The 16,723-nt window shown below is 44.6% G+C and carries 12 protein-coding genes and 1 pseudogene; 1 reads left to right on the forward strand and 12 read right to left on the reverse strand.

Annotated features, from left to right (window positions below; all coding sequences use genetic code 11):
• The 11 genes and pseudogenes from B2575_RS04180 to B2575_RS04230 form a co-directional block, all read right to left on the reverse strand.
• A pseudogene (locus B2575_RS04180) lies at positions 1-1,103 on the reverse strand (acetyl-CoA carboxylase biotin carboxylase subunit); the annotation flags it as partial.
• Positions 1,104-1,172: 69 nt separating this feature from the next.
• On the reverse strand, positions 1,173-1,982 hold the full coding sequence (locus tag B2575_RS04185; protein ID WP_238048838.1) for an enoyl-CoA hydratase/isomerase family protein: 810 nt from the start codon (positions 1,980-1,982) through the stop codon (positions 1,173-1,175).
• Between the two features lie 151 nt (positions 1,983-2,133).
• Positions 2,134-3,744 carry a carboxyl transferase domain-containing protein gene (locus tag B2575_RS04190; RefSeq protein WP_296240303.1) on the reverse strand — a complete coding sequence of 537 codons (1,611 nt, stop codon included), beginning with the start codon at positions 3,742-3,744 and terminating at the stop codon, positions 2,134-2,136.
• Positions 3,745-3,879: 135 nt separating this feature from the next.
• Complete coding sequence (locus B2575_RS04195; protein WP_238049045.1) at positions 3,880-5,655, reverse strand: AMP-binding protein; 1,776 nt, start codon at positions 5,653-5,655, stop codon at positions 3,880-3,882.
• 277 nt (positions 5,656-5,932) lie between these two features.
• A complete protein-coding gene (locus tag B2575_RS04200; protein ID WP_296240304.1) occupies positions 5,933-7,720 on the reverse strand; it encodes an AMP-binding protein in 1,788 nt (595 codons plus the stop codon).
• A gap of 300 nt (positions 7,721-8,020) precedes the next feature.
• A complete protein-coding gene (locus B2575_RS04205) occupies positions 8,021-9,244 on the reverse strand; it encodes an FAD-dependent oxidoreductase (RefSeq protein WP_238049043.1) in 1,224 nt (407 codons plus the stop codon).
• A gap of 194 nt (positions 9,245-9,438) precedes the next feature.
• Positions 9,439-10,038: a DJ-1/PfpI family protein gene (locus B2575_RS04210; protein WP_250163662.1), complete on the reverse strand. Its 600-nt coding sequence runs from the start codon at positions 10,036-10,038 to the stop codon at positions 9,439-9,441.
• 357 nt (positions 10,039-10,395) lie between these two features.
• Entirely contained in the window at positions 10,396-11,127 is a 732-nt protein-coding gene (locus B2575_RS04215) for an amino acid ABC transporter ATP-binding protein (protein WP_045443837.1), read from the reverse strand.
• Positions 11,128-11,309: 182 nt separating this feature from the next.
• Entirely contained in the window at positions 11,310-11,981 is a 672-nt protein-coding gene (locus B2575_RS04220; RefSeq protein WP_060490392.1) for an ABC transporter permease subunit, read from the reverse strand.
• Positions 11,978-12,724, reverse strand: a complete 747-nt coding sequence (locus B2575_RS04225; protein ID WP_055123453.1) for an amino acid ABC transporter permease — start codon at positions 12,722-12,724, stop codon at positions 11,978-11,980. Before B2575_RS04225 ends, B2575_RS04220 begins: the two co-directional genes overlap by 4 nt.
• Positions 12,725-12,820: 96 nt before the next feature.
• Positions 12,821-13,807, reverse strand: a complete 987-nt coding sequence (locus B2575_RS04230; protein WP_296240307.1) for a glutamate/aspartate ABC transporter substrate-binding protein — start codon at positions 13,805-13,807, stop codon at positions 12,821-12,823.
• A gap of 324 nt (positions 13,808-14,131) precedes the next feature.
• On the opposite strand from B2575_RS04230, the gene B2575_RS04235 reads away from it, so the two are divergent.
• Positions 14,132-15,112: an Hsp33 family molecular chaperone HslO gene (locus B2575_RS04235; RefSeq protein WP_055123454.1), complete on the forward strand. Its 981-nt coding sequence runs from the start codon at positions 14,132-14,134 to the stop codon at positions 15,110-15,112.
• Between the two features lie 116 nt (positions 15,113-15,228).
• Here B2575_RS04235 and B2575_RS04240 read toward each other — a convergent pair whose 3' ends face one another.
• Positions 15,229-16,698, reverse strand: coding sequence for an esterase/lipase family protein (locus B2575_RS04240; RefSeq protein ID WP_296240310.1), 1,470 nt, complete (start codon positions 16,696-16,698; stop codon positions 15,229-15,231).
• Between the last annotated feature and the right edge of the window lie 25 nt (positions 16,699-16,723).

Below are 16,723 nucleotides of genomic sequence, written 5' to 3' on the forward strand. Positions count from 1 at the left end.
ACCGGTCGCGGGCAAGAAGCTATTATCAGGGTTTTCGGCACAGATACGCGCCTCAATTGCATGGCCATTGATAGTCAAATCGTCTTGGGTCTTTGGCAATGGTTGACCTGCCGCGACTAAAAGCTGCCATTCGACCAAATCGACACCGGTAATCGCTTCGCTGACTGGATGNNATCGACGCCAGTAATGGCTTCACTGACTGGATGCTCAACTTGCAAACGGGTATTCATCTCCATGAAATAAAAATTCATAGAATTTTCGCGCTGCTCAACGATGAACTCAACCGTGCCTGCGCCGACATAATCGACTGCACGGGCTGCTTCGATGGCAGCTGTTCCCATCGCCTCACGCATCGCAATGTCAACACCTGGTGCAGGCGCTTCTTCTAATACTTTTTGGTGGCGGCGCTGTACGGAACAATCACGCTCAAATAAATGCACATAGTTGCCATGGGTATCGCCAAATACTTGGATTTCGATATGGCGCGGTTTTAAGGCGTATTTTTCAACCAACACTTTATCATCACCGAAGCTGGTAATGGCTTCACGGCGACATGAGTCTAATAAATCCACAAAGTCGCGGCTTTGCTCGACGATACGCATGCCTTTACCGCCACCACCTGCACTGGCTTTAATCAAGACAGGATAGCCAATGGCGTCTGCCTGCTGCTGCAGAAATTCTGCGTCTTGATTGTCACCATGATAACCCGGTATTAATGGCACGCCAGCTGTTTCCATCAACCGCTTGGATTCGGATTTGCCACCCATGGCACGAATAGCATCGGCTGAAGGTCCAATAAATACCAGTCCTGCATCCTGACAAGCTTGCGCAAAATCAGCATTTTCGCTTAAAAATCCATAACCCGGATGAATCGCTTGTGCGCCAGTCTCAAGCGCTATCGCGATAATCGCATCACCTTTTAGATAGCTGTCTTTCGGCGCTGAGCCACCCAAATAGATGGCTTCATCACAGACAGCCACATGCTTGGCCTCACGATCCGCATCGGAATAAACAGCAACGGTACTGACGCCAAGACGCTTAGAAGTCGCAGCCACTCGGCAAGCAATTTCACCACGGTTGGCAATTAGAATTTTAGAAAACATAACTATCCCTGTGTGTTATCGTTTTTATTTGAGGTCTTGTCTATTTATTCGTTTATCTCTCGTGCATTATCAATCTGCCGTCAACCAATTGGGCTTACGTTTTTGCAAAAAGGCTTGTACCCCTTCTTTGCCTTGCTTTGATGAACGAATATCAGCGATACCTTTAACGGTATCTGCAATCAATTCATCGGTAATCGGCGCGCCGGCGACTTCATGCAATAAACACTTGCAGGTCTTGACCGCATCGGGGCTGTTTTTGACCACTTTAGCGCAGAATGTCGCAACCGCATCGTCTAACGACTCTTCGCTGACACGCTCATGGATAAAGCCAAGCTGCCGGGCTTTTTTAGCATCGAATACTTCAGCACTGAGAAAATAACGCTGCGAGGCTCTGGCACCTAATGCACGTATCACATAAGGGCTAATCGTTGCAGGTGCTAAGCCCAAACGTACTTCGCTAAGACAAAAATTGGCAATTCTCACAGCGATTGCTACATCACAAACGGCAACCAAACCCATGCCACCTGCATATACATCTCCTTGAATAGCAGCAACCGTTGGTTTTGGGCACTCATAAATAGTCTTCAGCATTTGCGCCAATTTATCGGCGTCTGCAAGATTCTCTTCATAGCTATAATCCGCCATGGCACGCATCCAATTGAGATCCGCGCCCGCACAGAATGCCTTGCCAGCAGCGGCTAGCACAATGACACGTACCTCATCATCAGCACCAAATGTATTGAATGCATCGGTTAGCTCAGCAATCATTTCATCATTGAAAGCATTACGTATCTCAGGACGATTTAATGTCACCGTAGCAACGTGTTGTTCTACTTTAACCAATAAGCTTTTATAATTTTTATCACTGTCTTTTTGCATAACTTTCTCTGTATTTTTATGTAAATATTTAAACAAACGCTCGGTCAATCCATAATAATGTTAATACAAGGAAGCCGAATGTAGATGTACAAATCGTACTTCAAATGAGGTTGACGCAGTAGTAGCTTATTATGGGAAGGCCTGAAAATGCTTACATTCTAAAAACACCAAACGTCGTCTCTTCGATCGGCGCGTTATAGGCGGCGCTCAACCCTAACGCCAATACATTACGGGTATCAGCAGGATCAATCACGCCATCATCCCATAAACGTGCAGTGGCATAATAGGGATGACCTTGCTCTTCATACATTTCGCGTATCGGCGCTTTGAACGCCGCTTCATCTTCGTCGCTCCACGCCTCGCCTTTACGGTCAAAGTTATCGCGCTTCACCGTTGCCAATACTGATGCTGCTTGTTCACCGCCCATTACAGAGATACGCGCATTTGGCCACATCCATAAGAAACGCGGACTATAAGCACGGCCACACATGCCGTAGTTACCGGCACCGAATGAGCCGCCAACGATAACAGTAAACTTAGGTACTTTTGCATTCGCCACCGCCATCACCATCTTGGCGCCATGACGAGCGATACCTTCATTTTCATATTTACGACCAACCATAAATCCGGTGATGTTTTGCAAAAATATTAATGGAATTTTGCGTTTACAGCACAGCTCAATAAAGTGCGTACCTTTTTGTGCCGACTCACTAAACAAGATACCGTTATTGGCGATAATACCGACTGGCATCCCTTCGATATGAGCGAATCCACAAACCAGCGTCGTGCCAAAGCGTGATTTGAATTCATCAAAAGCACTGTCATCGACGATACGAGCAATGATTTCTTTGATATCAAACGGCTTACGTTTATCCGTTGGAATGACGCCATATAGCTCTTTGGCGTCATAGCGTGGCTGACGTGGTTTGATTTGATTGGGCACTTGCTTCGCAGGACGATTTAGATGGCTAACGATGTTGCGCGCAATCGACAATGCATGAGTGTCGCTTTGTGCTAAGTGATCGACAACCCCTGACAGACGGGTATGCACATCGCCACCGCCCAAATCTTCGGCTGTGACTTCTTCACCTGTCGCCGCTTTTACCAGTGGTGGACCACCCAAAAAGATGGTGCCTTGGTCTTTCACGATAATAGACTCGTCACTCATCGCTGGTACATAAGCCCCTCCAGCCGTACAGCTGCCCATGACCACGGCAATCTGTGGAATACCGGCGGCACTCATATTGGCCTGATTAAAGAAAATGCGACCAAAGTGTTCTTTATCGGGAAATACATCATCTTGATTGGGTAAATTGGCTCCACCTGAATCCACCAAATAGACACAAGGCAAATTGTTTTCTTGCGCGATTTCTTGCGCACGCAGATGTTTTTTGACCGTCATTGGGTAGTAAGTGCCACCCTTTACCGTGGCATCATTACAGACAATCATACACTCAATGCCATTGATACGACCGATACCCGCAATCACGCCCGCCGCTGGAATCTCTTCGCCATACATATCATGCGCTGCCATCGGTGCCACTTCTAAAAATGGCGTACCTACATCGAGCAAACGCTCGACGCGCTCACGAGGCAAGAGTTTGCCACGGGCTAAATGCTTGGCGCGGGCACGCTCTGAACCGCCTTGCACGACTTTACGTAAGTGACCATATAAGTCATCGACCACCGCTTGCATGGCGGCACTGTTTTGCTGAAATTCAGCGGCATTTGGACTCAGTTTACTGGTTATGATAGCGCTCATGATATCCCTTTTTCTTTAATACGTAGATACGTAAATGCGAGTGGCTTTTTTCTTTTAGTCTTGACTCATAATAATAATTTTTAATATAACAGATCTGAAATAGTCTTTAGTATTACAGATTAAGTCATCATCTGATTACAAACCCAGCTCTTCTTTCATTTGTTCAATAATTTTATATTTCTGAATTTTCCCAGTGATGGTCATTGGATATTCAGTCACGAAACGATAATAAGTCGGTACTTTATAATGGGCAATATGCTCGCTACAGAACTCGCGAACTTCCTCTTCTGTCAAGCTGTCTGCTTCTTTAGGAATAATCCATGCCGCGAGTACTTCGCCATATTTTTTATCAGGAATACCGACGATTTGCACATCCCGAATCTTTGGATGACGATAGAGATAGTTTTCGATTTCGACCGGATAAATATTCTCGCCGCCGCGAATGACCATATCTTTACTACGACCAACGATTTTGACATAACCATCTTCATCCATCGTAGCCAAATCACCCGTATGCATCCAACCATCTTGGATAGCCGCGCGGGTTTTAAAGCGACTGCCCCAATAGCCTTTCATCACTGAATAACCGCGTGTCAATAACTCCCCGGTCTCGCCCAATGCGACAATCTCACCCGTTTCAGTATTGACGACTTTGACCTCAAGCGCAGGCTGCACTAAACCAACGGTCGATACTTGCTTATCAAGCGGCGTATGTTCATTAGTCTGGCAAGATACTGGACTGGTCTCTGTCATGCCATAGGCAATGGTGACTTCGCTCATGTGCATCTCATCAATGACGCGGCGCATGACTTCAATCGGACAACTAGAGCCTGCCATGATGCCAGTACGCAAAGTCGATAGATCAAAGTTTTTAAATTCCGGATGGTCAAGCTCAGCGATAAACATCGTTGGCACGCCATGTAGACCCGTACATTTTTCTTCTTCCACCGCTTGTAATACCGTCAGTGGCTCAAAACCATCGTTCGGATAAACGATACAGCCACCATGCGTGAGAATCGCTAGGTTACCGAGTACCATACCAAAGCAGTGATAAAGTGGCACCGGAATACACAGTTTATCTTCTTCAGTAAGGTTCATGGCCTCACCGATGAAGTAACCGTTGTTAAGAATATTACGATGGCTTAAAGTTGCACCTTTTGGCGTACCAGTCGTGCCACTGGTGAACTGTACATTGATAGCGTCAGTATTTTTGAGCTGGGCTTGGCGCTCTGCAACCCGTGGATCATTGGCATCACCTTCCGCCATCCATGCAGAGAATTTCTGCATAAAGCCAAAGGTTTCTTCAGATGCTGGCTCATCAATCCAGATGATACGCTCAATCGTCGGAATCTCGACCAAATCAAGCTGAGTGTAGTCTTTATGATAAATTTCAGGACACAGTTCACTGATGAGACTGGCGTAATCGCTGGTTTTGAAATGGCGCATAAGTACGAGCGCTGAGCAGCCCAATTTATTCAAGGCATATTGCAGCTCAAAAGTACGATAGGCAGGATTGATATTGACAAGGATGACACCGACTTTTGCCGTCGCTAATTGCATGAGCAGCCATTCAACATTATTGTGCGACCAGATACCGATGCGATCACCGATTTCCAGCCCCATCTCAATCATACTACTGGCCAGCTGATTGACTTGCTGTTGTAGCTCGCGGTAAGTCCAGCGGATATTTTGATGGCGAGAAACCAAAGCTTCGCGCTCTGGATACTTAGATACAATTGCATCAAAAAAGTCACCGATAGTCGCTTCAATGAGCGGTACATCAGGGCCTTTATCATAGCTTTGGGTAAGCGGTGCATTTGCTGAGCGTGCGCCCATATTAATACTAGGAATGCTATTTAGAATAGTATCAAAATCAATTTGAGTCGCATCGAAATCAGAATTTTGCGTCATAACGAGTCCTTTCGTTTTACTTTTTATGGTACTTATTAGTCGCCTATCATCAATTCATTCTTCCTTGAACAGGTCTTGACTATCGTTAGCTACTATACCGTCTTAAATCGAAGACTGTCAATAATAGTAATACAATATGTATCATTTAAAATGATAATATACGATAAATTCATCAGTCATAATTAAATGACGAATTTCTTGAATGACTTAAATCAAAAAAGCCAGCCTTATCACATATAGAAAAAAGCTGGCTTTTCCAGTGATTAATAGTCTCAAATCACTCCAGACCCAATTCTTTTATCATTTGCTCAACGATTTTGAATTTCTGAATTTTACCAGTGATGGTCATTGGATATTCATCAACGAAACGAAAGTAGGTCGGCACTTTATAATGAGCAATATGGTCACAACAAAACTGCCTTACCTCTTCTTCGCTTAAGCTATTTGGCTCTTTTGTAATAATCCACGCCGCGAGTACCTCACCATACTTTTTATCAGGAACACCGACGATTTGTACATCGCGAATCTTCGGATGACGATAGAGATAGTTTTCGACTTCTACTGGATAGATGTTTTCGCCGCCGCGAATGACCATGTCCTTGCTACGACCCACCACAGTGATGTAGCCATCTTCGTCCATCACTGCCAAATCACCCGTATGCATCCAGCCATCCGTAATCGCCGCGCGTGTTTTAAAGCGGCTGCCCCAATAGCCTTTCATCACCGCGTAGCCATAAGTGAGTAATTCGCCCGTCTCTCCAATCGGGACGACATCACCCGTTTCGGTATCCACGATTTTGACCTCAAGCGCGGGCCGCACCATCCCTACGGTAGAAACTCTTTTTTCAAGGGGTGTTTGCGAGCTGGTTTGACAAGAAGCTGGACTGGTCTCGGTCATGCCATAAGCAATCGTCACCTCGCTCATGTGCATTTTATCCATGACGCGGCGCATGACCTCAATCGGACAGCTAGAGCCGCCCATGATACCAGTACGCAAGCTGGACAAATCAAAGCTGTCGAATTCTGGATGATCGAGCTCTGCGATAAACATCGTCGGTACCCCAAGCAAGGCGGTACATTTTTCCTCTTCCACCGTTTGCAATACCGTTAGCGGATCAAAACCATCGTTGGGATACACCGCGCAGCCACCATGGGTCAAAATAGCTAAATTACCACCTACCATGCCAAAGCAGTGATAAAGCGGTAATGGAATGCATAGCCTATCCTCCTCTGTCAGCCTCATACCTTCGCCAAGGAAGTAGCCATTATTCAAGATATTTCGATGCGTTAAAGTAGCGCCTTTTGGTGTACCCGTTGTCCCACTAGTAAACTGCACACTAATAGCATCGGTATTCTTTAGCTGGGCTTGGCGCGCAGCTAAACGAGGGTCGTTTGCATTACCCTCTGCCATCCAAGCAGAGAATTTCTGCATAAAATTGAAATTTTCATCAGATGCTGGCTCGTCAATCCAAATGATGCGCTCAATCGTTGGAATCTCCACCAAGTCCAATTGCTGATAGTTCTTATGATAAATCTCAGGACAAAGCTCACGAATCATTTGCGTATAGTCGCTGCTTTTGAAATGACGCATTAATACCAATGCCGAACAGCCCAGCTTATTCAGTGCATATTGCAGCTCAAAGGTACGGTAAGCAGGATTGATATTGACGAGGATAACGCCGACTTTCGCGGTTGCCAATTGCATCAGCAGCCATTCAGCATTATTGTGTGACCAGATACCGATGCGATCACCGATTTCTAGCCCCATTTCAATCATGGCACTCGCTAACTGATTAACTTTCTCTTGTAGCTCACGATAGATCCAACGGATATTTTGATGGCGAGAAACCAAAGCTTCACGATCAGGATATTTATTGACAATAGCATCAAAAAAATCACCGATTGTCGCTTCAATCAGCGGCACATCAATACCTTTATCATGGCTTTGGGTGAGTGGCGCATTTGCTGAACGCACGCCTACATTAACTTTGGGGATATTATTGAGAATAATGTTATTAGGCGTACTTTCATTAATAATGCTGTCAAAATCGGTAATCTGAGTCATCACGAGTCCTTTCGTTTTGCTGTTTGGTGTTTGTTATCAGAGCGGTAATAGACTACAAAGGTAAATGTCATATTCTTCCTTGAATATTCTCTGTCACCATAGACTATAATTAAATCAAGCCCTAACCAATATAGCCTCTTAAATGAAAGCCTGTCAATAATATTGATACAGGACGTATCGATTACTATTGCTGCGCCATCTTATTAAGTTGATTATTTATATAAAAGATACGATAGACATAAAAAAGCCAGTGCTGCATAAAGATGGCAACACTGGCTATAATTTATAATACTTTTACAATTATACTTTAGGCACTACAGGCGATTTAATCGTTACCGTTGCGCTGACTTCATCACTATCATTTAGCAAGTCCATGACCAACTCTTCATCACTTTCTATTTTGACCTGCCAATTGCCAGTCGCTTTTGGCACACCTGTCACCATGACGGAGATTGCTTTATTTTTCAGGCGAATCATTGGCGGCTTATGATCGTAGCCATTATGCTCTAGACCTAATACATCATCAGCAATGGTAGCAGCCTGCGCGCGCAACGGTGCGACGTAACGACACGGCACGCCATCGATAGACATACAGTCACCAATCGCATAAATATTGGCTGTACTGGTACGCAAGGTCGGCGCATCCACCACGATACCAGTGCGACGGTCAAACTCGACACCAGCTGCGGTAGGCAGTTTGTCATCGACCGTCAGACCTGTACTGGCAATCACATGATCCACGATGAGCGGTTCGATTGGCTCAGCAGTACTGCTGTCTGTCGCTGATGCTAGCGCCTCATAACTGACCTGCAGTTTTCCATCACTGAGACGAGTAATAGCAGATACCTGATACCCTCCTAAAAAGTTAATCCCTTGCGAATTGACCGCTTGGGCGATACGAGAAGTTGCTTTTGGCGGTAGCATTTGTGATAGTGGCGCATCGTTTAGATCAATGAGCGTCACTTGATGACCTGCTTTTAATAAGTCTTCTGCAATCTCCGTCCCAACCATACCCGCGCCGACAATAGCAACGTGCTGACTGCCAGTTGCTAGCTTTTCTTGCAACTGTCCAAAGCGCTCAATATGATTGACATGCCAGACTAGTTCCTCTGGCAAGCTTTTTGGGAAGATAGGATGCGCACCCATCGCTAGTACCAGCTTGTCATAGCCGATCGTAGCGTAATTGGTATAAACGGGATCTGAGCGCAGCGCAGAGATAAGCTGCAACTGTTGAGTGGTCGTATCAACATCCGTCACTTGCGTGTTGGCAAGTAGCTTAACATTTGCAGCTTCTGCGGCATCAATGCCCGTTGCTCTGACCAAATCTGCTGCACTTTTCTTTTGGCTAATCGCCATGGTCAGCATTGGCTTGTGATAACGATCGCCACTGTCGGCAGTAATTAAGGTAATCGGGATACCTTTGTCTTTTGCACGAATGGCATCGATGACATGCCAGCCAGCCAATCCTGCACCGATAATGACGATACCTTTAGATGACTCTACTAATGAATTTTCTACACTCATATGAACTCCAATACGGTTTATGAATTATTTTAATTATCAAAAATATTGACCGCTATTGTATCAGTAAACAGGTATTCACTCACCTTTTCACTTATGTAGTGAATCGTACCAACGTCGCGATTGAATGCATCAATCTACTAATATTCTATTGGCACAGAAAAAGCACCTATTAATAGATGCTCTAAAAAAATATTTTAATCCAGATCAAACTCCATACGTTTTGCCGTTGCTTGCATGGTTTTAGTATCTATTAACGTCTCCAAGCAATATAGACTGGCATGAATACCTGCGCTTATTCCTGCCGAAGTTATCAGCTTAGCACTTTCATCACTAGCGTCGACAAAACGAGTATGAGAGATCACATCAATATCAGCATAGGATGCTAGATTATATAAGTCCATCCAATGAGTGGTTGCAGACTTGCCAGCCAATAACCCAGCCTTAGCGAGCAACAAAGCACCCGTGCAAACTGAAAGTGTCAAATCAACGAGCTTAGCTTGAGTGACAATCCAATCGATAACCACTGGATTGTTTATCTCTATTTTTTCGGCACCATAACCACCAGGAACTACTAAAACATCAATGTCTGGATGGTTGGAAAAACTGTAATCAGGAACAACACGTAGACCGTTTCTAGCAGATATCGGCGCGTGATGCTCAGCAATGGTAATAACTTTGAAGTATTTATCACTAGTAGCATTGGCAGCCAATGAAAACACCTCAAAAGGTCCTGCGAAGTCCAACACTTCGACTTCGTTAAATAGTAATATTCCAACGGTTCGCATTGATGTCATTCTTTGTCCTCGAATGAGTGTTAGATAAAATGCAACTTATTACAAGCGTATAAATACTAGAATAGAGTCACAAAAGCGTGCCTTAAAAAACGATAAAGACAGCTAACCTGTCACTATAGTTGATCCTATATAAATGAAATACGTTGTCAGGCTTATTCAGTCTACTATTTATAATACTGTCAGTTGCCCTTTTCGTACCCGCGTTATATTAAACCAACTATATCATTTACTTATACCAATAATATCCTTGAATATATAAATCTACTAATAATCTGCGGGCACAAAAAAAGCGCCTATTTAGTAGGTGCTTTTTAGATCTGCTATTTATAAATAATTCGAATAACGCAGTAGAGAGTTTTAATGATTCAAAATCTTCGATAAGAACAGTTGCGCGCGATCACTTTTTGCCCCTTCAAAAAACTCATCCTTACTACAGTTCTCGACAATATGACCTTCGTCCATAAAGATAATACGGTTGGCTACTTGACTGGCAAAGCCCATTTCATGGGTAACACACATCATGGTCATGCCATCGCGAGTCAACTCGACCATAACATCAAGTACTTCTTGAATCATCTCAGGGTCAAGAGCAGAGGTCGGCTCATCAAAGAGCATCGCTACAGGATCCATTGCCAGCGCTCGTGCAATTGCAACACGCTGCTGCTGACCACCCGATAGCTCCGCGGGATATTTCGCGGCCTGTACCGTTAGTCCAACACGATCTAAATATGCCATGGCTTTTTGTTTGGCCTCGCTCTCTTTGCGACCCAATACTTTTATTTGCGCCACCGTTAAATTATCAATAATGGTCAAATGCGGAAATAGCTCAAAATGCTGAAAGACCATACCGACACGGCTGCGTAATTTCGGCAGATTGGTTTTTGCTGCACCAACTGAGATACCATTCACCATGATTCCACCTTCTTGAAAAGGTTCCAGTCCATTGACCGTCTTAATCAAGGTTGACTTACCACTACCTGATGGCCCGCACACGACGACGACATCACCTTTATGTACATGCGCCGTACAATCACTCAATACTTGAAAATCCCCATACCATTTGCTGACATCGGACATTTGAATGACCATCTCATCACTAGCATGACCATTATTGGTGACCAGTCCGCCAAAGGCATTTAAGTATGTATCAGCTTTGCTCATCACTGGCTCCTAACCACATTGTTTTTAATAATCGTCATTTAAGAAAAGTTAGATCAACTACTCAACCAAAGCCTCAACACTCAAAAAGCGCAAGCCAAGATAAATATCTATCAGAATCGCAAACGCTTTTGCAATTGTTGTACACCCACGGAGGCACTGACACTGATGATAAAATACACCGCACCCGCACCCAAAATGTAAGGCGTCAGCAAACCCATAAGCTCACCGCGTACATAGGCGGCACGGAAAAAGTCTGTCAAACCAATAGCGAAAACCAACGTCGTATCTTGGAATAAAATAATACACTGTTGTAAGATTAGCGGCAGCATTTTGCGAAAGGCTTGTGGCAAAATAACCAGACGCATGGTCTGCCCATAAGTCATACCCAGCGCTTTGGCGGCATTGACCTGCCCACTACCAATCGATTGAATACCAGCACGCACCACCTCTGAAAAGTAAGCGGCTTCAAACATCATAAAAGCAACCACACAAGAGGCAAAAGCAGCATCAAGTTGTAAGTACTTACCCGCTATCCAAAAATAAATCATCGGTACGGCAAAGTAAAACCACAGTAGCACCAGTAGTAGCGGTACAGAACGGAAGTAATTGACGTATAGCTTTGCTGGAATCTCAAGCGCTTTGATACCAGACAAGCGCATCAACGCCAATACCGTTCCTAAGCTAATACCACCAATAATCGCCAAAAACAGCACCTTTAAGGTGGTAATCATGCCGCCCATCAAACCAGGATAGGCTGTTGCCAATTCGGTCATCATGTTCATTTCTGACCTCCTGCAATGAGCCCAGGTACACGCAGTTTGCGCTCAATTAACCCCATAATAGCAATCAACGATAAGTTAAATACTAAATAAATAATCGTCGCGTAGGTATAAATCTCGATGCTGTTTTGGGTGTATTCGCTGATGGTTTTGGTTTGACTAATCAGCTCCATTACCCCCACTAATGAGGCAACGGAGGCGTTTTTGAAGCAGTTGGTCAGCTCAGAGCTGAGCGGTGGCAGAATAATACGAAAGGCCTGCGGTAGCAGTACTTCTTTGTAGACTTGCGGAATACTAAAGCCTAGTGCATAAGCAGCATTGATCTGACCTTCGGGCAACGACTCAATACCTGTACGTACTTGTTCAACGATACGAGCGGCGGTAAATAAGCCAAGACCGATACTTGCTGAGAGCATGGCTGACGTGTTGGGCGATAAATCCTTATACCACCATTCTTGTATCGTGGGCGTGAGCCAGCCAGGTGCAATATAAAACCAAAAGAACAACTGGACAAGCAGTGGAATATTACGAAAAAATGTCACATAAGCGGTGCCAATGGCACGAGCGGTCTTATTAGGCAAAGTACGCATAATGCCAAAGATAGTACCTACGACCATAGCAATGGCCCATGCGATACTACCAATCAATAGTAGCCAGCCAAGACCAGTAATCATCCAATGGATATAAAGCTCATTACCGATACCAGTCTGCTCAAAGAGCACACCCCAGTTCCAGCTATAATTCATGGTTGTCTCTCCGAGCAGCGACTGAAAATCCTACGTGTTCAGATTGACATCAACATCAGTCTGAACACGTAAGCAAGCTATGTTGCAGGACAATAATTACTGTGCCGTCGCAACTTTCGGCTGAGCGCTGTCATGCGGACTGGCAATCAAGGCTTTTAAGTTGTCAGACATCTCAAAGTTTAGATTGACGTTCTTTGGTGGGATTGGGTTTAAGAACCACTTGTCATAAATGCTGTTGATTTCCCCTGATTTAAAGACATTCGCTAACGCTTCATCGACCACTGCTTTGAACTCAGGATCATCCTTACGCATCATACAACCATAAATCTCAAACGATTGCGGCGTGCCGACGATGACCCATTCATCAGGATTTTTTGCTTTGGCTTTTTCGCCAGCAAGTAGTACATCATCCATCATAAAGGCATCCGCGCGACCATTTTCTAGCATAAGGAAGCCTTCGCCGTGGTCTTTTGCTGAGATGATATTCATGTCCATTTTGTTGTCATCGTTATACTGACGAATATAACGCTCTGAAGTTGTGCCTGCGGTCGTGACTAAGGTCTTACCTTTTAGGTCTTCGAAATCTTGAATACCTGAGTCTTTTTTGGTCAATAGACGCGTACCGATTTCAAAGAAACCGTTGGAGAATGCCACTTGTTTTTGACGCTCTTCGTTGTTGGTGGTCGAACCACATTCAAAGTCGACCGTGCCGTTTTGTACCAAGGGAATACGGGTTTGTGAGGTGATAAGGTTATAACGGACGTTGAGGTCTGGCATGTTTAGCTTTTGCTTAACCGCTTCGACGACTTTCATCTCTAAATCGTGTGCATAACCAATCGGCTGATTTGGGTCGTCAGCGATATAAGAAAATGGAATAGAAGAGTCACGGTGACCGACCACGATAGTACCCGAGTCTTTGATTTTTTGTAGAGTACCGTTGGTAGTGGTTTCTGTCGCTGTTGCATCATCTGCTGGCACATCAGTGCTGGTTTGGCTACTGTTATTACACCCTGCAAGACCTAGCGCCATAAAAGCAGCGAGAGTTAAAGGTTTAGAGAAAGACCTAGAAGATAGATAGCTCATGAGATACATCCTTTTATCACATTATCACAAGATTAAATGAGTGCTTGGACGACACAGGTCTTATTCATTGACCTCATTGCCACGCATCCATGCGGTTGTTGTTGCTGTTATTTATCACAATGCAACTTAATGTTACTGTACAACAAATTAGCGGGTGTGGGTAAAAAATTTTTAATGAGGCTTATTTTTTAAGGATATCGGGTTTAGTATCACCATAACTATCCAATAAACGCCTTTAATCTGTTAAACAATATCTAACGGGCAATTGATAAATCACGATGAATCCCCATAAAGCTATCAACTTCTTAATACTATAAATGACCTATGACACAAGATACTCAAGTCCCTAATACGGACAGCCAGAACGCTGGCAACCATAGTGACAATGACGTACGTCAACGTTTCTTTATTGAAGATTCGCCAGTGCGCGGTGATGTGGTGCGCCTATCACGCAGCTATGCCAGTACGATAGCCCAAAAGCCTTATCCTGAAGCGATTAAGCGCTTATTGGGTGAGATGCTGACAGCAGCGAGTTTGCTTATCGGCACGGTCAAAATCAATGGTCATCTGTCGATTCAATTGCAATCATCAGACAGCGATAGCTTGCTAAACTGGGCAATGGCAGAATGCAATCAAGACGGTATCATCCGTGCCCTTGCTAGCTGGAAGGGTGAGACTGATGAGCAAGTACAGGCTTGGGAAAATATGACTCATGCCAAAGAGGCATTTGCTGAATTGGGTGCGATGGGTCAAGGCGTGTTGTTTATTAACATTCAACCTGAAGGCGGCGAAGCCTATCAAGGCATCGTCGAGCGCAGCCATGACAATTTGGCAGACTGCTTAGCGCACTACCAAAAGCAATCGGCGCAGATTCCAACCTTGATTAATTTGGCATCTGATGGTCTGCAAGCGGGTGGCATGTTGGTACAGATGCTTCCTCGTACTGCTGAAGAAACCTATGAAGTCGAGCAAAACCAAGATGCGGGTATCGACGATGACTTGTGGACGCGTCTGAGCGTTTTGACACGGACAGTGAAAGCTGAAGAGTTGACCACGCTTGATGCCAACGAAATCCTTTATCGCTTGTATCATGAAGAAAATGTCGTCGCGCCCGATCCTGTTGCATTATCATTTGGTTGCACCTGCTCACGTGAGAAATGTGAGATGGCCATTGAGCAAATCGGTGAAGCAGAAGCCTTAGACATCATTGATGAGCAAGGCGGTAACTTTGAGATGGATTGCGGATTTTGTGGCGAGATGTATAAATTTAATAAAGACGATGTGACCACGATATTTTCTGAGTAATTAGGATTTAGTGCAGCTCGCTTAGTAATAAAAAAACCCTCAAGTATCATGCTTGGGGGTTTTTAATGTCATGGCTTGAAATTTATGACTGACGATATAACTGGTTTCGAGCACGCTTAATTGGCTACTTCATCCACTTCTGGATAAGAATAGATACGACTATCAAGCCCATACTTTGCATCATGGGCATCGCCTAGCCTATTATCCAACAGCCAAGCAATAACTTGCTCATGTACTCTATCGCTGTAGATTAAATTCATGTGATTGACTCCATAAAAAATCGCCTTATGTCCCTCTGGTACTGCTAGCGTATGCTCTTCGGTATATTCGCCGAGCGCTGACTCTACTGAGACCAACCCGTCCCCAAGCAAACTTGTGGTCTTAGATTCATAATGAGTTTCAATCAAAGCTGCCGCCACTAAATAGGTGTTCACATGCAGGGGCAAACGCGTGGGATGACGAAACTCTGCTGGCAGCACGCTGCGCCCTTCGGTAGACTTCCAATCAGCATCGCGAATACTGCCGTAACGTAAATCTATAATACCAGCGCTACGCAAGTCGCCCAATTTAGCCAATGATCCTGCAAAAGGCAGCTTAGCGATTTTATCTTGAACAAAATGTCCAATCTGCTCCAAGCTTGCGCCATGATGCGGTGAGCCTAAGGTGACAAGATTGCCTACGCGTTTGACCCAGCTAAAGCCCTGCTCTTTACCATAAAATAGCGCACTACGGCTCAACAAACCGCCCATACTATGACCGATTAAATCTATCTGAGTGACGTCGGGATTATTCTCAACCAAATCTTGCAAAACTTTTGCAAAGCTACGTCCGTTGCTAGAAATACGCCGACCCGTATTATAGTTTAAATACAGAACCGTCGCTTTTGGCAAGTGCTTGACCAACGCTTCACCCAAATTGCCTTCTCCAGATACCTGCCAGCTCAAGTGACTCATACAAAGCCCATGGCATAAGATAATAACACGCCCTGACAGCGCGCCACTTTGTACACGATTGTATTCATCGTATAGCACCATCGATACTGCCAATGGATTGTGATGAGTGATAAGATGATCGCCCATGACGCCATTTAGAATATTGACCAAGCGACGTAAGTTTTTGGGTAAAGGTTGTATTTTTTTGGGTTTAGAAACAGTGTTATAAAGACGCAGCCCTGAGGCAAGATTATTGCCCACCAATTGCATCGTATAACGCACCGTGCCATAAATCCGCCCCGTGATACCGCGCTGCCAGTGCTCAATATTGCCTTTATTAAACCGCCCTAAAGGACGCAGCAGAATCTCACGATGGATAGCCTCTACAATATCAGTGACTTCCACCACGCCCATCGTTGCCAACTGAGCCAATCCTTCAAAAAAATCAACCAAAGTAATGGGCTGATGCGGTTTACTATAGCTGTTATCTACCGTCTCGGCGCTCAGCTCATCGACATAGATATATTCGAGTTTCGCCAACTCTTCATAGACATCGCCCTGAAAACCTTCACCAGTATCCGACTCAATAGCAGTTGGACGCCGAGTGGTGGCAAATAAATCATGAATGATTTCTAAAGGTTTTGGACTGGTCATAGTGTTAACATATCAAGCAGTTGAA

Source organism: Psychrobacter sp. UBA6739, from assembly GCF_002453835.1.
Lineage (GTDB): Bacteria > Pseudomonadota > Gammaproteobacteria > Pseudomonadales > Moraxellaceae > Psychrobacter > Psychrobacter immobilis_A.